An 18,974-nucleotide genomic window follows, 5' to 3' on the forward strand; every position below is an offset into this window, starting at 1 on the left:
CGATCAACCAGGAATCACACGTTCCCGAAAGGACCACTCCGATGAGCTACTTCAACACCACGGGACTCGACCTGCCGTCTATACACCGAGACGACCGGCGAGCCCTGCCTGCACGAGCGCTTCGCCGCCCGGGTGCGGGAGCGGCCCGGCGCGATCGCGGTGACCTTCGACGGCCGGCACCTGACCTACGCCGATCTGGAGGCCAGGGCCAACCGGCTGGCGCACCGGCTGGTGGAACTCGGCGTGGGCCGCGAGGACCTCGTGGGGATCTGCCTGCCGCGCGGCGTCGACATGCTGGTCACCGTCCTCGCGGTGCTCAAGGCCGGGGCGGCCTACCTGCCGCTCGATCCGGATCATCCGGCCGAGCGGATCGACTTCCTGGTCCGTGACGCCGGCGCCCGTGTCGTGGTCACCGAGACCGCGCCGGCGGAACGGGTGTCCGGGCACTGGTCCGGACACTGGTCCGGACACTGTCTGTATCTGGACGACGCCGATGAGATCGACCGCATCGCGGCGCTGCCCGCCGAGGCGCCCGCGCTCCGGACGCACCCCGGCGATCTCGCCTACGTCATCTACACCTCCGGGTCCGCGGGCCGCCCCAAGGGGGTCCAGGTGACCCATGCCAACGCGGTCCGCCTGTTCACCGTGACCGAGGACGACTACGGCTTCGGCCCGGACGACGTCTGGGCGCTGTTCCACTCCTACGCCTTCGACTTCTCGGTCTGGGAGATGTGGGGCGCGTTCCTGTACGGCGGCCGCCTCGTCGTCGTCCCCTACGAGGTGTCGCGCTCGCCCTGGGACCTGGCCGTGCTCCTCGCCGACGAGGGCGTGACCGTGCTCAACCAGACACCGTCGGCGTTCCGCTCGCTGGTCGATCTGGCCAGGCGCGGTGAGGCCGCCCTCGACCGGCTCCGGCTCCGCCTGGTGGTCTTCGGCGGGGAGGCGCTCGACGTCGGCATGCTCGAACCCTGGTGGAACAGGTACGGCGCCGAGCGGCCGAGACTCGTCAACATGTACGGCATCACCGAGACGACCGTGCACGTCACCTACCGGCCCCTCGGCCCGGCCGATCTGGCGGGGGACCGCAGCCCGATCGGGCGGCCCCTCGGCGATCTCACCCTGCACGTGCTCGACGGGCGGATGCGTCCCGTGCCGGTCGGCGTGCCGGGCGAGCTCCACGTGGGCGGCGCCGGCGTCGCCCGCGGCTACCTCGGCCATCCCGCGCTCACCGCGGACCGTTTCGTGCCCGATCCCTTCGGGCCGCCGGGCTCCCGGCTCTACCGCTCGGGAGACCGGGCGAGGTGGCGGCCGGACGGCGACATCGGCTTTCTCGGCCGTCTCGACGACCAGGTGAAGATCCGCGGGTTCCGGATCGAGCTCGGCGAGGTCGAGGCGTGCCTGTCCGGCCATCCGGACCTGGACGACGCCGTCGTCACCGTGGACGAGAGCGTGCCCGGCGAACGGAGGCTCATCGGCTACGCCGTGCCCAGGGACAGCGCGCGGATCGGTGCGGCGGAGCTGCGCGCGTACACGGTCGAGCGGCTGCCCGGCCACATGGTCCCGGCCGCCTTCGTGATCGTCCCGAAGCTGCCGCTGACCGCCAACGGCAAGGTCGACCTGCGGGCGCTGCCCGCTCCCGACGGCTCGCGGCAGGAGCAGGGCAACGGCTACGTCCCGCCGCGGACCGAGGCGGAGACGGCGATGGCCAGGATCTGGGCCGAGGTGCTCGGCATCGAGCAGGTCGGCGTGGGTGACAACTTCTTCGAGCTCGGCGGCGACTCGATCCGCGCGGTCCGCCTCGTCGGGGCGCTGCGCGCCGGCGGCCTCGACTACTCCGTGCAGAGCCTGTTCCGGCATCAGAGCATCGCCGACCTGATCCTGGCGGGCGACGGCGACGCCACCCACGTCGAGCGGGCCGGCACGCCGCCGTTCGCGCTGATCGGCGCGGAGGACCGGGCGAAGGTGCCGGCCGGAGTGGTGGACGCCTATCCGATGGCGCGGGTCCAGGCCGGCATGGTCTACGAGCTGCTGGCCGACCCGGACGGCAACCCGTATCACAACATCACCAGCTACCTGATCCGTGATCCCGGCGTCTTCGACGTCGCGGCGTTCGCCGCCGCGACCGAGGAGGTCGTGGCCCGGCACGACATCCTGCGCACCTCGTTCGACCTGGCGACCTTCTCCGAGCCGCTGCAGCTCGTGCACGACCGGGTGGAGGTCGAGGTCGGGTACGCGGACCTGCGCGGGGAGTCGCCGGACGAGCGGGAGGCGAGCATGACGGCGTTCCGGGCGGCGGAGCGCGCACGGCTCTTCGACCTCGGCGCGGCACCGCTGCTGCGCGTCCACGCGCACCAGGCCGGTGACGACCGGTGGTACTTCTCGCTCACCGAGTGCCACGCGATCCTGGACGGCTGGAGCCACAACTCGATCATCACGGAGGTGCTCGACCTCTACCGGGCGATCCGCGACGGCCGGCCCACGCCTGCCGGGGAGTCGAGCGCCGTCAGGTACGCCGACTTCATCGCGCAGGAGCGGCGCAGCCTGACCGGCCAGGCCGACCGGGCGTTCTGGAGGGACCGGCTGGGCGGCGCGAACCGGTTGACCATCCCCGCCGCCTGGGCCGACCCGGACGGTCCGGGGGCGTACTCGACGGTCGTGCCGTTCCACGACATCGAGGCCGCGCTGCGGCGGGTGGCCACGTCGGCGGGGACGTCGCTGAAGAGCGTGCTGCTCGCCGCGCACGTCGCCGTGTGGCGGGCGGTCGCCGGTCCGGGACCGTTCTACTGCGGCCTGGTGTGCAACGGCCGTACCGAGGTCGAGGGCGGGGACCGGGTCCGCGGCATGTTCCTCAACCCGGTGCCCTTCGTCGCACCGACCGGGGCGGCCACCTGGCGCGAGCTGGTCGAGGCGGTGTTCGCCGAGGAGGTCGAACTGTGGCCGCACCGTCGCTTCCCGCTGCCCGAGATGCAGCGCGAGTTCGGCGACGGGCAGCGGGTGCTCGACGTGGCCTTCAACTACCTCGACTTCCACGTACTGGACCGGGAGACGGTCGACACCTCCGGCAGCACGGACGTCAGCCCGAACGAGTTCCCGCTGGCGGTCATGAGGGGCGCCCAGGGGCTGGTGATCGCCACCAAGTCGTCGTGGGTCGGGCGCCCGCACGCCGAACTGCTCGCCCGGATGTACCGGCGGGCGCTGACCCTGATGATCGCCGACCTCGACGGCGACGCCGGTGTGTCACTGCTCCCGGCGCGCGAGCGGGAACGGCTGCTGACCGGCGGGGTGGACCGGACCCGGGCACCCCGGCCGCGCCGGGGTGTCCACGAGCTCTTCGCCGAGCAGGCCGCGCGGATCCCCGACGCGGTGGCGGTCGAGGCGGCGGGGGCCACGCTGACCTATCGGGAACTGCGCGACCGCGCCTGGCGCTGGGCGGCCGGCCTGCGGGAGGCGGGCGTGCGCGCCGGGGACCTGGTCGGGGTGTGCCTGCCCAGGGAACCCGACCTGGTGGCGGCCGTGCTCGGCGTCCTCGCCGTGGGCGCGGCGTACGTGCCCATCGACCCCGGGCACCCGGCCGACCGGATCGCCGCGCTGGTGCACGACGCCGGGCCGCGGGTCGTGGTGAGCGGCACCGAGATCGCCGGGGCCGTCGTGGTCACTCCCGGCCGGATCGATCACGCCGAGCCGGCCGCCGAGCTGCACCGGCCCGATCCGGAGGAACTGGCCTACGTCGTGTACACCTCCGGGTCGACCGGACGCCCCAAGGGGGTGATGGTCCGGCACGGCGCGCTCGCCGACCGGGTCTGGTCGATGTGGCGGAACCTCGGCCTGGCCGTCCACGACGTGGCGGCCGCGGTCGTGCCGATGGTGACCGACGTGTGCCAGCTCGCCGTCTTCACCACCCTCGCAGGCGGCGGCCACCTGGTCCTGGCCGGTGAGGACCTCGGCCGGGACCCGGTATCCCTCGCCGGGCTGCTGCGCGGCAGCGGCGCCAGGTTCCTGCAGGCCTCGCCCACCACCTGGCGGATGCTGACCGAGTCGGGCTGGTCCCCGCCCGCCGGATTCCGGCTGCTGTCCGGGGGCGAGGCGATGAGCGCCGACCTGTTGACCCGGCTGCGCGCCACCGATGCCCAGGTCTGGGACATGTACGGCCCGAGCGAGGCGACCGTCTTCGCCTTCGGCACCCGGATGACCGATGACGGGCCGGTCTGGGTGCCGGCCGCCGACACCACCGTGTACCTGCTCGACCGGGACCTGGAACCGGTGCTCGACGGGGTGGCCGGAGAGATCTTCGTCGGTGGCGACGGGCTGGCCCGGGGTTATCTCGGCAGGCCCGCCACCACCGCGGACGTGTTCCTGCCCGACCCGTTCGCCGAGCCGGGCGGCAGGATGTACGCCACCGGCGACATCGGCAGGCGCGACCGCGGCGGCCGGATCGAGATCCTCGGCCGGCGCGACCACCAGCTCAAGATCCGCGGGTTCCGGGTCGAGCTCGGCGAGGTGGAGAACATCCTCGCCGACCACCCGGACGTCCGGGCCGTGGTGGTGCACCCGGTCCCCGGGCCGCAGGGTGAGCAGCGGCTCGCCGCCTACCTGATCCTCCTCGACGGCGCCGCCGTCGAGGAGGTGCGCCGCCACGCCGACCGGGTGCTGCCCGGGTACATGGTGCCGACCCACTTCGTGGTCCTGGAGTCCTTCCCCCGCCTGGCCAACGGCAAGGTCGACCGGGCCGCGCTGCCCGTGCCCGGTTCCGACCGGCCGAGGGTGACCACGCGGTACGAGCCGCCGGACGGTCCGGTCGAGACGGCGATCGCCGAGGTGTGGGCCGACGCGCTGGGCATCGAGCGGGTGGGCCGCGACGACGACTACTTCAAGCTGGGCGGCCACTCGCTCCTCATGCTCCGGATCGTCGCCCGGCTGGCCAGGGAGCACCGCGTCGAGGTGACCTTCCGCGACTTCCTGGAACACCGCACGGTACGCGGCCTGGCGGCCGCCGCCGCGGCGGAGCGGGAGAGGCCGTCGGTGCTGCTCTGGCTCAACGACCAGGACGAGGGCACGCCGCTGTTCTGCGTCCACCCCGGCGGCGGGAGCGCCCACTGGTACCGGCATCTCGCCGACGTGTACGCGCCGGAACGACCCCTGGCGGCCTTCGAGTGGCCCGGACTGCACGGCGTCCACGGTCACGCCACGAGCGTGCCGGAGATCGCGGCCACCTACCTGGCGGAACTGCGGGAGGCACGGCCGAAGGGCCCGTACCACATCCTCGGCTGGTGCGCCTCCAGCGGTATCGCCTGGGAGATGGCCCGCCAGCTCCACGAGATCGGTGAACGGCCCCGGCTGATCCTGATCGACCCGTTCGAGTACGCCTCGGCCGGGGTCAACCCGCTGCTGGCCAACCTGGAGGTGCTGCGCCGGGCCGAGGGGCTCCTCGCGGACCTGCAGGACGGGCCGGGCGGCGAGGAGGCGCGTGCCGAGATCATGGCCGTGCTGCGCGAGGTGATCGACGACGGCGACCTGCTGGTCGACGGTGCGGACCTCGACCTCGGCGAGGGCTGGACGCACTGGTTGCGCTCCTGGCGGGAGATGCTGGAGGCCCGCTCCAGCTACCGTTTCGCCGCCTACCCGGGCACGGTCGACCTGATCGTTTGCGAGGAACTCGCCGCGGGCGGCTACCAGACCATTCTCGGCCGGTCGTTCGACGACTACCTGGACCAGTGGCGGCGGCAGGCCGCGGGGGTGCGTGTCCACCGCGTCCCCGGCGACCACCGGACGGCGCTCTTCCCACCGCAGGTGTCCATTCTGGCGGCCGCGCTGACCGCGGTCATCGACAACCCCGAGGAGTGAGTCATGGTCGGTTCCCGTGATGTGATCTCGCTGCGCGACCTCAAGGACGCCGACATCGAGTCGATCGTCCGGCGCGGTGTCGACCTCGCCGCGGACCCGGAGGCGCACGACGCCCCGCTGCGCGGCCGGATCGTCGGCGTCTACTTCAGCAAGACCTCCACCCGCACCCGGACCTCCTTCACCACCGGCGCGCTGCGACTCGGCGCGCAGGTGATCACCTACGGACCCGGCGACCTGCAGCTCAACACCGGTGAGACGTTGGAGGACACCGCGAGGGTGCTCGGTGGCATGCTGGACGGCCTGGTCATCCGTACCGCCGGGCCGCAGCGGGAGATGCGGACGTTCGCCGAGCACTGCCCCGCCGTCGTCAACGCGATGAGCGCCGAGGAGCACCCCACGCAGGCCCTGGCCGACCTCACCACGATGTCGGCCAGGTTCGGCCGTCTCAAAGGGCTGCGCGTGCTCTACGTCGGTGAGGGCAACAACACCGCGGTCGCGCTGGCCTTCGCACTCTCCCGGTTCCCCCGTGTCGAGCTGGAGTTCCGCACTCCCCGCGGGTACGGCCTCACGCCGGACGTGCTCGCGGAGGCGGCCGCGCTGGCGGCGCGATCCGGCGGCAGTGTCCGCGAGAGCCACGACATGCTGTCGCTGCCCGCCCAGGTCGACGTCGTCTACACCACCCGCTGGCAGACCACCGGGACCAGCAAGCCCGACCCGCGATGGCGGCAGGTCTTCGCACCGTTTCAGGTGGACGCGTCACTCATGTCCCGTTACCCGGACGCCTGCTTCATGCACGACCTGCCGGCGCATCGCGGCGAGGAGGTGACCGCCGAGGTGCTGGACGGCCCGGCGAGTATCGCCTTCGAGCAGGCGCGTAACAAGCTCCACAGCGCCATGGCGGTGCTGGAATGGTGTCTGGCCCGGTAGCGCGTGTCATCTGCGCCCTACCCAGACAGAAAGGTGTGTCTCGCTCATGAGAATCCTCGTCACCGGCGGTGCCGGGTTCATCGGGTCCCATTTCGTCCGAACCACCCGGGACGCCCGGATCACCGTGCTCGACCGGCTCACGTACGCCGCGGACCCGGCCAATCTGGAGGGGGTGCCGCACGATCTCGTTCAGGGCGACATCTGCGACGCCGAACTGCTCAGCCGGGTGGTCCCCGGCCATGACGTCGTGATCAACTTCGCGGCCGAGTCACACGTCGACCGGTCGATCGAGGGGGCCGGCGAGTTCGTCCGCACCAACGTGCTCGGCACCCAGACGCTGATGCAGGCCTGCCTGGACGCGGGTACGCCGAGGGTCGTCCAGGTCTCGACGGACGAGGTGTACGGGTCGATCGAGACGGGCTCCTGGGACGAGGACGCCCCGCTGAGCCCGCGCTCGCCGTACGCGGCGGCCAAGGCGGGCGGCGACATGATCGCCCGCGCCTACGCGATCACGCACGGGCTGCCGGTGTCGATCACCCGGTGCGGCAACAACTACGGGCCGTACCAGTTCCCGGAGAAGGTCATCCCGCTCTTCGTCACCAACCTGCTGGAGGGCAGGAAGGTCCCGCTGTACGGCGACGGCGGCAACATCCGCGACTGGATCCACGTCGACGACCACTGCCGGGGCATCCGCCTGGTCGCCGAACAGGGCGAGCCCGGCGAGGTCTACCACATCGCGGGCACCGCCGAGCTGACCAACCTGGAACTCACCCAGCGGCTGCTGGACGCGCTGGAGGCCGACTGGACCATGGTCGAGCGGGTGACCGACCGCAAGGGGCACGACCGCCGCTACTCGCTCGACGACACCAAGCTGCGCGCTCTCGGCTACCGGCCGCTGACCGCGTTCGAGGACGGCCTGGCGGAGACCGTCCGCTGGTACGCCGACAACCCCTCCTGGTGGAAGTCCAAGCGCGCCGCCGGCTGAGTCACCGCGGGTCGTCGAGCAGGCCCGCGTCGTGGACGAGCAGCGCGATCTGGACCCGGTTGTTGAGGTCGAACTTGGTGAGGACGCTGGACACGTGCGTCTTCACCGTGGCCAGGCTGAGGTGGAGCATGGCGCCGATCTCGGCGTTGGACCTGCCCTGCCCGACCGCGATGGCCACCTCGCGTTCCCGGCCGGCCAGCTGGGCCAGCCGCTCCCGCGCCCGGGTGCGGCGCTCGTTCTCGCCGTCGTCGGCGACCCGGGCGATGAGGCGTCGCGTCACGGCGGGGGAGAGCACCGGGTTGCCCAGGGTGACCTGGCGCACCGCGGCCACGATCTCCGCGGGCGGGGTGTCCTTGAGCAGGTAGCCGGCCGCTCCCGCGCGCAGCGCGCGCAGGACGTGGTCGTCGGCGTCGAAGGTGGTCATCACGATGACCTCCGGGGCGCCGGGGCGGGCGCGGAGCTCCCTGGTCGCGGTCAGCCCGTCCATGACGGGCATCCGGATGTCCATCAGGACGACGTCGGGGCGATGCCGGGCGGCCATCGAGAGCGCCTCGCTCCCGTCGCCCGCCTCGGCGACGATGCTGAGATCGGGCGCGCCGCCCAGCATCATCACCAGCCCGGCGCGTACCAGGGGGTCGTCGTCGACGATGAGCACGCCGACCTGCCGCGGCTGCTGGGAGGTCATACCGGCCAGGGTAGCCAGGCCGACAGGCACCAGCCACCTTCGGCGGTGGGCCCGTGCTCCAGTCGCCCGCCGATCAGGGCGACCCGTTCGGCCAGGCCGACCAGCCCCTGTCCCGAACCCTCGCCGGGAGCGGGGGCGGGGGCGGGGGCGGCCGAGGAAGGGGCGTCGGGCGCGGAGTTGCGCACCTCGATCGAGAGCCACTGGCCGGGCGTCCCCGTCGTGTGCACCCACACCTGTGCCCCGTGGGCGTGCTTGCGGGCGTTGGTGAGGGCCTCCTGCACGATCCGGTAGGCGGTGCCGGCGCTCCGGCCGGGAACGGTCCCGGGAACCTCCTGGGTGAGGTTCACCCGCATCCCGGCCCGCCGGGACTCGGCGGCGAGTTCCTCGATGTCGGTCAGGGAGGGTTGTAACAGCTCGCCGACCGGGGCCCGCAGCACGCCGATGGCCTCCCGCAGGTCCTGCAGCGCCTGATGGGCGCTCTGCCTGATCACCTTGGCCGCGCGGGCGATGTCCTCCGCGGGAGCGTCCGGCCGGAACTCCAGCGCGCCCGCGTGCACGCTCAGCAGGGACAGCCGGTGCCCGAGGACGTCGTGGATCTCCCGGGCGATCGCCTCGCGGGCGCGCTGCTGGGCCTCGGCCTCGGCCCTGGCGGCGCTCTCCCGCAGCGACAGCACGAGCCTGCGCCGGTGGTGCACGAAAAGGCCCCAGCCGATGGCGGAGCCCTGGGTCGCGACCCCCAGCAGGAACAGCAACTCGCGCGGCGCGCCGACCTCCTGCCTGAGCACGGCGTAGACCAGCGCGGCGATCAGGCTCAACGTGAAGACGGCGAACGTGGTCCGCGCCGCCCGGTGCACCGCCACTGTGAACAGCGCCACCAGCATCGGGCCCCCGACCAGCTCGGAGAAGGCCGACAGGACGACGAGGGCCAGGGCCAGCTCGACCGGGCGGCGCCGCCGCAGCCACAGCGCGGCACAGCCGAGCACGCCGATCAACTGGTCGAGCTGGAACACCCAGGGCGACACGTCCTGGGTGGGCATCTGAATACGCTCGGCGGCCGTCATGATGCCGAAGGCCGCCGCGAAGAGGAACAGGCCGATGTCCACGAGCCAGTCGCGCACGCTGCGCCGGGACGCGGGCGGCACGGCGAATTCATCCATCCCGGGTAAGTCTAGGACGCGGCACGGGGGCCTGGCGGCGGTGCGGCTCCCGGCATCGCCGCCGGCCGGGGGATCTCGCCTCACTCGTAGCCGTACTGCTCCAGCAGGTCACCGAACTGCTCGTTGAACCTGGCCAGGTTGCGCGCGGTGAACCGCTCCTGCCAGCCGCCGCTGCGGCCCTTGTAGAAGCTCCACGAGTCGGGGTTGTAGACCCGGCCCGCGACCTCCTCCGCGTCCCGGTCGGAGCCGAGATGGCGCAGCACCCGGTTCACCGCGTCGAGCTGCCGCTCGCGGGAGCCGCCTCCCTGCGGCCCGACCAGGTCCTCGTACCGCACCTTGCAGACCTTCGGGTGATTGAGCAGCCAGAGCGCCTTCTCGAACTGGTCCCGGCCGAGGAACGACCGGTCCCGCAACGCGTAGTCGATCTTCTCTTCCCAGGTGGGCTTGCTGGCCAGGATCGCGCTGAAGATGTCGGCCTCGAAGAAGTTGCCGTACCCCTCCCTGGTCCGCCCCTCCAGAAAGTTGATCATGGAGACGACGGCGTCGCGCGGGTCACGGTAGTTGAAGATGAGCGGCGGGTTCGCGGTCTCCACCCACTCGCTCAGGAAGGTGCCGTCCACCCGCTCGATGTCCAGCTCGTGGAAGATCCAGCACAGGCCGGGCGGGGTGTCGGCGAACCGGCTGTAGGACAGGTGCGGGTTGGTGGCGAGCCCTTCGGCGAACTCGTACCTGGTGCGCCCGTACCGGTTGACCACCCGCTGGCCGAGCTGGCGCTGCCAGTGCCAGACCATCGTCCCCCAGAGCTCCTGGGCGCGCTCGGCGAACGCCTCGGTGCCCTGAAGTTCGAGGAACTCGTCGTAGTCGAGCTTGGAGAGGACCTGCGCCGCGATGGCCTTGCTCTGCTCCTCGTCGAACACGGGCACGGTGTGCGGCGCGGGCCGGGGCACGCCGACCATCTTGAAGCCCAGCTCCAGCATGAGTTCCTGCATCAGGTGGGTCCCGCTCTTCTGCAGCGAGATCACCATCGCGCGCGGTTCTCGGGTCATGTCCGGCTCCTTCACTCGCTGCCGTTGCGGACGCGGCGGTACAGGACGCCGTCGCTCCAGATGATGTCGATCCGGCCCCAGCGCATCGCGGAGACGACGTCGGGGAAGAATCCGCTCCCGCTCAGGCCGGCACTCGTGCCGCACAGCACCGGGATCCCGCTCCACTTGTGGTACTCGCGCAGGATGGTGGTCAGCGTCGGATCGTCGTCCACGCTGACCGTCTGCAACCGGGTCGTGCCGTCCAGGTGCTGGACGGCGGGGATCCGATCCACCCACTCCGGGCGGAGTCGGTGCTCGAACAGCGTGTACGGGTCCGGCGTCCCCGGATCGAACACGTCCCGCGCGTGGTCGGCCAGGCATATCGGGGTGACCGGCCGGTGCCCGTCGCGCTGCTTCACCTCGTTCAGCAGCCGGCGCATGCCCGGATCGACGGCGGGGGCCAGGATGCTGCGCGACCCCAGCGCCTGCGGGCCGAGCTTGGCCCGCCCGCTGAGCACGATGGCCGGCTTGCCGGTGAGGTGCAGCAGGCGGGCCAGCTCCTCCGGTCGGCACGGCGACACCGACCAGCCCGGGGGCAGGTGCGGGTGGCGGACCGGTGCGGGGCCGGCCCGCAGGTTCCACTCGAGCGGGCGCAGACCGTCCGCGCGGCCCAGGTGGGCCGCCGCGGCGCCGATCGCCGATCCCGAGTCGTCGGGGAAGGGCGGCACCCACATCTCGCGGATCGCCGGCTCCGCACGGAGCGCGGAGTTCCACTTGGTGTTGAGCGCGCAGCCGCCCGCGAAGCACAGGTTGACCGGCCCGTCTCCCCGCCACGCCCGCATCCGCGGCACCAGCCGCTCGATGAGGAGCTTCTCCACGAAGTCGTGCAGGCCGGCCAGGACGTCGGCGTCGCCGACCCCCAGCCGGTCCATCCGCTCGCGGAGCTCGCCCAGGTAGGCGTGTACGTACCGGTGGGACGGCTCGGTGGCGCCGCCGCAGCCGACGACCGCCTGCCGGTACTCCCGCGCCCGAGGCGTGTCCGCCTCGAAGTGCTCGTGGAACAGCGTGCGGAGCACCGCCTGGATCTCGTCCTTGACGGTGCCCATCGCGATGTACGCCATGAGGTCCCCCGCCGCGTGGGGGCCAGGCTCGCCCTCCCCGCTCTCCCGGGGAAACGGTCCGAAATGCTGGGTGGCCATGGCGTACACGTCGCCGATGAGCGGGAACAGCGCACCGTCGGCCTCGATCCGCCCGCCCTCGTCGACGTGGTAGAGCCGGGGGAAGGCGTCGCCGTCCCACACCAGGACCATGGCGGGCTCGCCGCGCAGGGCGAACGGGCTCGTGCAGTAGGCCGCCGCGATATGGCTCGTCACATGCGGATAGCTGGTATATGGTCTGGACTTCCCGCCCAGCAGGACGGTGCCCCGGTGGCCGGGCAGGGCGGGGTCGGGCGCAGACCCCGTCTCCAGGTACGGCGCCACCTCGACATCCAGCACCCGACCGCTTTTCGTGCCCGCCCAGCCGTCGACCACCCATTCGTCGACGTCGTCCACGTCGTATCCCCGGTCGGCCAGCAATTTCGGCAGGGTTTCCAGGTCCTGGACGCCGCTATAACGCGGGTTGTTGTCCAGTTGCTGGATCTCGATATTGAACTCGAGCCTGCCATCCCGGATCAGGGCGAGGCCGCCGCTCTTGGTCAGCTTGAGCCCGGCAGTAATCATCGGTCTCCTCCGCATTCGTCGCGCGGTTGCGCCGTGCCTGCCATTGATAGCGAATTAACAACGCAAAATGCTAGACGGCCGTCGGCGGGTGGCACCGCAGAGCGATCCCGTCACACCAGATAAACCCTGATGTGAACCGCCTCTTCGTCCCGCTGGCGGGACAGCGAACCGGCCCGGCCTCCGGAAATTAAATCAGTTCCCTGCCTGCTCAAGAAAGGCGAAACACCATCGCCACAGGGTGCTGCGGGAACGAAGTGTTTGCCGAAAGAGCATTGCTTGCGGAAACTTGTACGGAGCGATTCCCGTTCCTTGGTCGAGGACACCGCGGATGAGTCCGCCCATTGACACTCGGCCCACTCAACTCGCCGTCGGTTTGGTCAGTCAGGAGCTCATATGCCGAACACATCCCAATGCCGCGTGTGCGGTGGCACTGTTCATGAGTTTTTCGACTTCGGGCGCCAGCCGTTGTCCGACGCCTTCCTCGCCCCCGGCTCCGACCTCGGCCAGGAGTTCTTCTTCCGCCTCGCCACCGGCCTCTGCGAGGCGTGCACGATGGTGCAGCTCATGGAGGAGGTGCCGCGGGACCGCATGTTCCACGAGGAGTACCCGTACTACTCCTCCGGGTCGGCCTACATGCGCGACCACTTCGAGGGGCTGGCCAAGCGCCTGCTCACGACCGAGCTCACCGGCGAGGACCCGTTCATCGTCGAGGTGGGGTGCAACGACGGCGTGATGCTCAGGGCGCTCGCGGAGGCCGGCGTCCGGCACCTCGGCGTGGAGCCTTCCGGAGGCGTGGCCGACCTCGCCGCCGAGAAGGGGATCAGGGTCCGCAAGTCGTTCTTCGAGGAGTCGACCGCGAAGGAGATCCTCGCCGCGGAGGGGCACGCCGACGTCATCTACGCGGCCAACACGCTCTGCCACATCCCCTACATCGGGTCGGTCCTGTCCGGCGTCGCCGCGCTGCTGGCGCCGACCGGGGTGTTCGTCTTCGAGGACCCCTACCTCTCCGACATCGTCGAACGGACCTCGTTCGACCAGATCTACGACGAGCACTTCTTCTTCTTCACCGTGCGGTCGGTCGGTGCGATGGCCGCCGCACACGGGCTGGAGCTGGTGGATGTGGAGCGGCTCCCGGTACACGGCGGGGAGGTCCGCTACACGCTGGCTCCCGCCGGGTCGCGGCAGCCGTCCGCCGCGGTGGCCGAGCTGCTGGCGGAGGAGGACGCGCGCGGGCTCGGCGAGATGGCCACGCTGCGCCGGTTCGGTGAGAACGTGCTGAAGATCCGCGAGGACCTCACGTCACTGCTGCGCCGCCTTCGCGACGAGGGAAGGTCGGTGGTCGGGTACGGCGCCACGGCGAAGAGCGCGACCGTGACGAACCTCTGCGGCATCGGGCCCGACCTGGTCTCCTTCGTCTGCGACAGCACCCCCACCAAGCAGGGGCGGCTCACCCCGGGTACGCACATCCCGGTGCGGACACCCGCGGACTTCTCACGGCCCTACCCCGACTACGCCCTGCTGTTCGCCTGGAACCACGCCGAGGAGATCATGGCGAAGGAGCAGGAGTTCCGGGACGCGGGCGGCAAGTGGATCCTGTACGTCCCGGACGTGCGGATCGTGTGACCCCTCCCCGGCCCGCGAGCCGGGACCTTTCCCGCCTGTACCGGCTCGCTGAACGCGACGGTCGTGTCGCCTTCGCCGATGCCCGCTTGAAGGAGAGCTTGATGACCGCACACGCGACCGGATTCGGCCCGTCCTCCGACGGCACGGGGCTGTCCGCCGACATCTTCAACTCCACCGTGGCCGGGTTCGCGATCGCCACCGCGTGGGAGGTGGGCGCGTTCGACGTCCTGAACGACCGCGGCGTGATCGACGTCCCCGCGTTCTGTGAGAAGCACAACCTGCATCTGCCGTCCATGCGGAGCATGTTCGCCGCGCTCGGCTCGGCCGGCGTGGTGGTCCGCGACAGTGCGGACGACGGTGCGGACACGGTGCGTGCCGGGTCGGCGTTCGCCGAGGTCTACCGGGACAAGGCGTTCTTCCACTGGCTGACCATCGGCTGCGCCGAGCTGTTCGCGAACATGCCGGGCATCGTCCGCAACGAGAACAGGGTCGGTGGTTTCTACCGGCGCAACGCCGTGGCCATCAGCTACGCCTGCAAGGACATCAACCGGCATTCGTTCGACCCGGTCTTCTGGGAGGCGATGGAGGCGCTCGACTTCGACTTCGGCACCGTCGCGGACCTCGGGTGCGGCAGCGGCGGGCGCCTGGCGCAGATCGCGAGCCGCTATCCCAACGTCCAGGGCATCGGGATCGACATCGCGCCCGACGCACTCCGCGACGCCGCGGAGAACGTGGCCGCCGAGGGCTTCGGCGGGCGCTTCGACTTCATCGAGGCGGACGTGCGCGACCTGGCCCCGGACCCCCGCCTGGAGAAGGTGGAGGTGCTCACCTGCTTCATGATGGGCCACGACTTCTGGCCGCGAGAGCGGTGCGTGGCCTCGCTGCGCCGGCTGCGCGAGGCGTTCCCCAACGTCCGGAGGTTCCTGCTCGGCGACACGGCGCGGACCACCGGCATCCCCGACCGGGACAAGCCCGTGTTCACGCTGGCGTTCGAGACGGCCCACGACCTGATGGGCGTCTACCTGCCCACGCTCGCCGAGTGGGAGGGCGTGTTCGAGGAGAGCGGCTGGAAGTTCCTGAACGCCCGCGTCGTGCGGGTCCCCGCCGACTCCGTCGTCTACGAGCTGGCCTGACCGGGCCGAGATCCGGCCTTTCCAACGAATGTTGAGGAGCTTTAATGATCCGATCCGTGGTTATCGTGGGCGGTGGTACGGCCGGATGGATGACGGCCAGCTACCTGATGGCGGCGTTCGGCGACCGGATCGACGTGACCCTGGTGGAATCGCCCCAGGTGAAGCGGATCGGCGTCGGCGAGGCCACCTTCAGCACCGTGCGGCACTTCTTCGACTACCTCGGTCTTGACGAGGCCGACTGGCTGCCGAAATGCGCCGGGGGCTACAAGCTCGGCATCCGCTTCGAGAACTGGAGCGGAGCGGGCGAGTACTTCTACCACCCGTTCGAGCGGCTGCGGGTGGTGGACGGATTCTCCATCGCCGACTGGTGGCTCGAACTGGGCGACCGGAGCAAGCCGTTCGACCGCTCCTGCTTCATCACCTCGGCGCTCTGCGAGGCCAAGCGCTCGCCGCGGATGCGGGACGGGTCGCTCTTCGCCTCCGAGCTGGACGGCCCGCTGGGCCGGTCCACCCTGGCCGAGCAGCGGGCCCAGTTCCCGTACGCCTATCACTTCGACGCCGACGAGGTCGCCAGATACCTGGCCGACTTCTCCGTCAAGCGCGGTGTCCGGCACATCCTGGACAACGTGCAGCACGTCGCGCAGGACGAGCGCGGCTGGATCAGCCACGTGCACACCGCGGCCCACGGTGAGATCGCCGGTGACCTCTTCATCGACTGCACCGGTTTCCGCGGCATGCTGATCAACCAGACGCTCGGCACCGAGTTCCAGTCGTTCGAGGACGTGCTGCCCAACAACCGCGCGGTCGCGCTCCGGGTGCCGCGTGAAGAGGCCACGGACATGAGCCCGTACACCACGGCGACCGCGATGAGCGCGGGCTGGATGTGGACCATCCCGCTGTTCCGCCGCAACGGCACCGGCTACGTCTACTCCGACCAGTTCATCAGCCCGGAGGAGGCCGAGCGGGAGCTGCGCCAGGCCGCCGCGCCCGGCCAGGAGGACCTCCAGGCCAACCACATCCGGATGCGCATCGGCCGCAACCGGGAGTCGTGGGTCAAGAACTGCGTGGCGCTCGGTCTCTCCAGCGCGTTCGTCGAGCCGCTGGAGTCCACCGGAATCTTCTTCATCCAGCACGGCATCGAGCAGCTCGTCAAGCACTTCCCCGACGAGCGGTGGGACAGCGACCAGATCGCTGCCTACAACACCCGGGTCGCGCACGCTGTGGACGGGGTGAAGGAGTTCCTCGTCCTGCACTACAAGTCCGCGCAGCGCGACGACACGCCGTACTGGAAGGAGGCGAAGACCCGCGCGATGCCCGCCGGGCTGCGGGAGAAACTCGACCTCGCCCAGTCGCGCCTGCTGGACGAGGAGACCATCTACCCCTACTTCCACGGATTCGAGAGCTACTCGTGGAACGCGATGAACCTCGGTCTCGGCAACCTTCCCCGTACGCCGCCGCCGGCCTTGAAACACCTCGACCCCGGCAACGCCCTGGCCGAGTTCGCCCGGATCAGGTCGGAGGCCGAGGAGATGGTCGCCGCGCTGCCCAGCTGTTACGAGTACCTGGCCGGTATCAATGGCTGACCGGCATCACCTCGTGACGCCGGATGCCTTCCGCGGCTTCATGAGCTCCTACTTCACCGGTGTCACGATCATCACGTCCATCGACGGCGACGAGCGGCCGCACGGGCTGACCTGCAACTCGCTCACCAGCGTGACGCTCGACCCGCCGACGCTACTGGTCTGCCTGGACATCCGGAGCGGGACGCTGGCCGCGGTCAGCAGCCGGGGAGAGTTCACGGTGAACCTGCTCGACGACGGCGCCCAGAGCACGGCGGAACTCTTCGCCTCGCCGAAATCCGACCGCTTCGATCAGGTCGCCTGGGAACGGACGGCGCTCACCGGGCTGCCCTGGCTGGTCGAGGACGCCTTCGCGGTGGCCGAGTGTCAGGTGGCCGAGACGTTGATCGTGGGCGACCACGCGGTGCTCTTCGGCCGGGTCGTGAACGTGCAGGCCGGTCCTGGAAACCCGCTGCTGTACGGCATGGGGGCGTTCTCGGCCGGGAGGTCGCGGCCGGTGCCGGCCTCCTGACCCGGCCGATGGGCAACGACCTCGAAGGGAGGGAGCGGGCTTCGCCCGGCCGGCGCCGTGGCCGAGGGCACCACGTCCAGCATGACGAGTGTTCCGGGGACCGAGCCCGGTCTCGGCCGGCGTACCTGGCTCGGTATCGGCGCGGGGCCGGTGATCCTCGTCACCACCGCGCTCACCGGATGGTTCATGCGTCGTATGGCAAGTCGTGAGCCGTCGCTCCGAGCCCGGTCGCGGGCCACAGCCGCTGGGGTCTCCGCCTCTCCTGGAGCTCGCCGGTCCCGCCGGAGAGGTGGCGGGTCGTGATCCCCCGGGCGGTGGCCGGGCAGGTGGGGGGTCGTCCACGCAGGGCGCGCCTGATCTCCTCGGCGCCGCCGGCGGCGTCGTCGACGGTCACGATGAACTCGCCGCCCCCGCGTAGCGCCACCAGGAGCCCCTCGCCCTTGCGTATCACGATGGCGTGCCGTCTGATGCTGCGCAGCCGCCAGCCCCAGCCCCACTCCTGCGGATCGATCTCGATCTTCTCCGCGGTCTCGATCCGGCTGAGCGGGATGCGCCGGATGAGGCCGAACGGGATGTGGCCCCGGACCGAGAGCGTCTTTCCGTCGAAGGAGGCGACGATCCCGCCCCACAGATGCAGCGTGGTCAGCGACAGGAGGGCAGGTACGGCCATCCAGTACGTACCGGCGATCGTGAGCACGACCATGATGCAGGTGGCCGTGAACGTCTTCCACACCAGGTCGGGATTGCGGGACTGACCGATCCACACCATACGCCCCTGCCGGGAGCGGGCCCGGCCGATGACCGGCTCGGCCGGCAGGTCGGCGGCCTCACGCGGGCCCCGCCGCAGCGGATGCACGGCGATCGCGCCGAACACGAAGACCAGCGCTCCACCGGCGATCGTGATGGCCTCCGAGACCGGCGACGTGGTTGCCTCTCGCCAGGTCGGGGCGTCCAGGTTGGCGCCCACCGTGCCCAGCAGCACGGCGAGACACAGCGCGGTGGGCAGGGCCACGGCGCTGCCCGCGGCGGCCCTGCGCCCGAGCGAGCCCGCGGGCCGCAGGTAGGCGAGCAGGGCCAGGATCGACCACGCGCTCGCGCCGACTATCAGGATGTCCCGGATCAGTGGTTGCAGCGGGGCTGACTCATCGGGGTGCCCATCGGTAAAGTGGGCGGCCACCGGGTCGGGCAGACGCTCGCTGAGGAGGAAGGGGACCGCCAGCGTCAAGACGAACACGCTAAGAGGAGTGAGCACCACAATGAGTAAGAAACGTATTGCTGCTCGCCTATCTTCCTCCTGGAATCGCACGCTTCCCCCATTATTATAACATTTGTCCAAAAAGCAGACAAATGACACTATCTTGATCAGTCCGAGATAGTGTCATAACTTGTGTTGCTTCGGAAAGCGTGTAACACAAGATTCATCAGAGCACTCTCCGTGACGCCGGCTCGTCGCGCTTCGACGACGAGGCTCACGAGCGCTCTGTCCAGGCGCCGGTCTCCACTTCGCGTCGCGGAGGCGATGACCACGGTTCCCCTGCCGCGGCGTACCTCGACCATGCCCTCGTCGCGGAGTAGCGCGTAAGCGCGCAGCACCGTGTGCAGGTTCACCTGCAGGCTCGCCGCCAGAGTCTTGGCGGGAGGCAGATGGTCACCGGGCTGCAATGTTCCTGTGATCAGCTCGCGCCGCAGGCCCTGGGCGATCTGGTCGAAAAGAGGGACTGCGGAGTTAGGGTCGATGTTCAGCTGCATAAGGTCTCAAGGTCGGGCGCCTCCGCCGTAGGCAAAA

Annotated in this window: 13 protein-coding genes; 7 read left to right on the plus strand and 6 right to left on the minus strand. The window is 70.5% G+C overall.

Going from position 1 to position 18,974, the window contains the following annotated elements; translation table 11 throughout:
• Positions 1-132 precede the first annotated feature (132 nt).
• The 3 genes from ABZ260_RS06625 to rfbB are packed head-to-tail and all read left to right on the plus strand — an operon-like array spanning position 133 to position 7,753.
• Positions 133-5,841 (plus strand): amino acid adenylation domain-containing protein, encoded by a 5,709-nt coding sequence (locus tag ABZ260_RS06625; RefSeq protein ID WP_355613693.1) that lies wholly within the window; start codon positions 133-135, stop codon positions 5,839-5,841.
• 3 nt (positions 5,842-5,844) lie between these two features.
• On the plus strand, positions 5,845-6,768 hold the full coding sequence (locus ABZ260_RS06630; RefSeq protein ID WP_355613695.1) for an ornithine carbamoyltransferase: 924 nt from the start codon (positions 5,845-5,847) through the stop codon (positions 6,766-6,768).
• Positions 6,769-6,814: 46 nt separating this feature from the next.
• Entirely contained in the window at positions 6,815-7,753 is a 939-nt protein-coding gene (gene rfbB / locus ABZ260_RS06635) for a dTDP-glucose 4,6-dehydratase (RefSeq protein WP_355555813.1), read from the plus strand.
• Between the two features lies 1 nt (position 7,754).
• Here the strand turns inward: rfbB and ABZ260_RS06640 are convergent, their stop codons facing one another.
• The 4 genes from ABZ260_RS06640 to ABZ260_RS06655 form a co-directional block, all read right to left on the minus strand.
• Positions 7,755-8,438, minus strand: a complete 684-nt coding sequence (locus tag ABZ260_RS06640) for a response regulator transcription factor (protein WP_350961398.1) — start codon at positions 8,436-8,438, stop codon at positions 7,755-7,757.
• Positions 8,435-9,595, minus strand: a complete 1,161-nt coding sequence (locus ABZ260_RS06645; RefSeq protein ID WP_355613697.1) for a histidine kinase — start codon at positions 9,593-9,595, stop codon at positions 8,435-8,437. The genes ABZ260_RS06640 and ABZ260_RS06645 overlap by 4 nt, the downstream gene beginning before the upstream one ends.
• An 80-nt stretch (positions 9,596-9,675) precedes the next feature.
• Positions 9,676-10,641, minus strand: coding sequence for a sulfotransferase domain-containing protein (locus ABZ260_RS06650; protein WP_350929992.1), 966 nt, complete (start codon positions 10,639-10,641; stop codon positions 9,676-9,678).
• An 11-nt stretch (positions 10,642-10,652) separates the two neighbouring features.
• A complete protein-coding gene (locus ABZ260_RS06655; RefSeq protein WP_355613699.1) occupies positions 10,653-12,341 on the minus strand; it encodes a carbamoyltransferase N-terminal domain-containing protein in 1,689 nt (562 codons plus the stop codon).
• Between the two features lie 393 nt (positions 12,342-12,734).
• On the opposite strand from ABZ260_RS06655, the gene ABZ260_RS06660 reads away from it, so the two are divergent.
• From ABZ260_RS06660 to ABZ260_RS06675, 4 genes are all read left to right on the plus strand, one after another.
• The gene (locus ABZ260_RS06660) at positions 12,735-13,964 is read left to right on the plus strand and encodes a class I SAM-dependent methyltransferase (RefSeq protein ID WP_355613702.1); all 1,230 of its coding nucleotides are present in this window, start codon (positions 12,735-12,737) and stop codon (positions 13,962-13,964) included.
• Between the two features lie 101 nt (positions 13,965-14,065).
• Positions 14,066-15,097: a class I SAM-dependent methyltransferase gene (locus tag ABZ260_RS06665; RefSeq protein WP_355613704.1), complete on the plus strand. Its 1,032-nt coding sequence runs from the start codon at positions 14,066-14,068 to the stop codon at positions 15,095-15,097.
• A gap of 44 nt (positions 15,098-15,141) precedes the next feature.
• The gene (locus ABZ260_RS06670) at positions 15,142-16,680 is read left to right on the plus strand and encodes a tryptophan halogenase family protein (RefSeq protein WP_355613706.1); all 1,539 of its coding nucleotides are present in this window, start codon (positions 15,142-15,144) and stop codon (positions 16,678-16,680) included.
• 40 nt (positions 16,681-16,720) lie between these two features.
• The gene (locus tag ABZ260_RS06675; RefSeq protein ID WP_355613708.1) at positions 16,721-17,188 is read left to right on the plus strand and encodes a flavin reductase family protein; all 468 of its coding nucleotides are present in this window, start codon (positions 16,721-16,723) and stop codon (positions 17,186-17,188) included.
• A gap of 184 nt (positions 17,189-17,372) precedes the next feature.
• On the opposite strand, the gene ABZ260_RS06680 is transcribed toward ABZ260_RS06675, so the two are convergent.
• Together ABZ260_RS06680 and ABZ260_RS06685 are read right to left on the minus strand one after the other, a co-directional pair.
• On the minus strand, positions 17,373-18,440 hold the full coding sequence (locus ABZ260_RS06680; protein WP_355613710.1) for a hypothetical protein: 1,068 nt from the start codon (positions 18,438-18,440) through the stop codon (positions 17,373-17,375).
• Between the two features lie 110 nt (positions 18,441-18,550).
• A complete protein-coding gene (locus ABZ260_RS06685) occupies positions 18,551-18,937 on the minus strand; it encodes a GntR family transcriptional regulator (RefSeq protein WP_355613712.1) in 387 nt (128 codons plus the stop codon).
• Positions 18,938-18,974 lie beyond the last annotated feature (37 nt).

The organism is Streptosporangium sp. NPDC006013, from assembly GCF_040614275.1.
Taxonomy (GTDB): domain Bacteria; phylum Actinomycetota; class Actinomycetes; order Streptosporangiales; family Streptosporangiaceae; genus Streptosporangium.

Excerpts from the sequence above, each read along its gene's own strand:
- ABZ260_RS06665 (WP_355613704.1), top strand. The coding sequence starts at position 14,066 with ATGACCGCACACGCGACCGGATTCGGCCCGTCCTCCGACGGCACGGGG.
- ABZ260_RS06675 (WP_355613708.1), top strand. The coding sequence starts at position 16,721 with ATGAGCTCCTACTTCACCGGTGTCACGATCATCACGTCCATCGACGGC.
- ABZ260_RS06650 (WP_350929992.1), bottom strand. The coding sequence starts at position 10,641 with ATGACCCGAGAACCGCGCGCGATGGTGATCTCGCTGCAGAAGAGCGGG.
- rfbB (WP_355555813.1), top strand. The coding sequence starts at position 6,815 with ATGAGAATCCTCGTCACCGGCGGTGCCGGGTTCATCGGGTCCCATTTC.
- ABZ260_RS06655 (WP_355613699.1), bottom strand. The coding sequence starts at position 12,341 with ATGATTACTGCCGGGCTCAAGCTGACCAAGAGCGGCGGCCTCGCCCTG.
- ABZ260_RS06685 (WP_355613712.1), bottom strand. The coding sequence starts at position 18,937 with ATGCAGCTGAACATCGACCCTAACTCCGCAGTCCCTCTTTTCGACCAG.
- ABZ260_RS06670 (WP_355613706.1), top strand. The coding sequence starts at position 15,142 with ATGATCCGATCCGTGGTTATCGTGGGCGGTGGTACGGCCGGATGGATG.
- ABZ260_RS06645 (WP_355613697.1), bottom strand. The coding sequence starts at position 9,595 with ATGGATGAATTCGCCGTGCCGCCCGCGTCCCGGCGCAGCGTGCGCGAC.
- ABZ260_RS06630 (WP_355613695.1), top strand. The coding sequence starts at position 5,845 with ATGGTCGGTTCCCGTGATGTGATCTCGCTGCGCGACCTCAAGGACGCC.
- ABZ260_RS06660 (WP_355613702.1), top strand. The coding sequence starts at position 12,735 with ATGCCGAACACATCCCAATGCCGCGTGTGCGGTGGCACTGTTCATGAG.
- ABZ260_RS06640 (WP_350961398.1), bottom strand. The coding sequence starts at position 8,438 with ATGACCTCCCAGCAGCCGCGGCAGGTCGGCGTGCTCATCGTCGACGAC.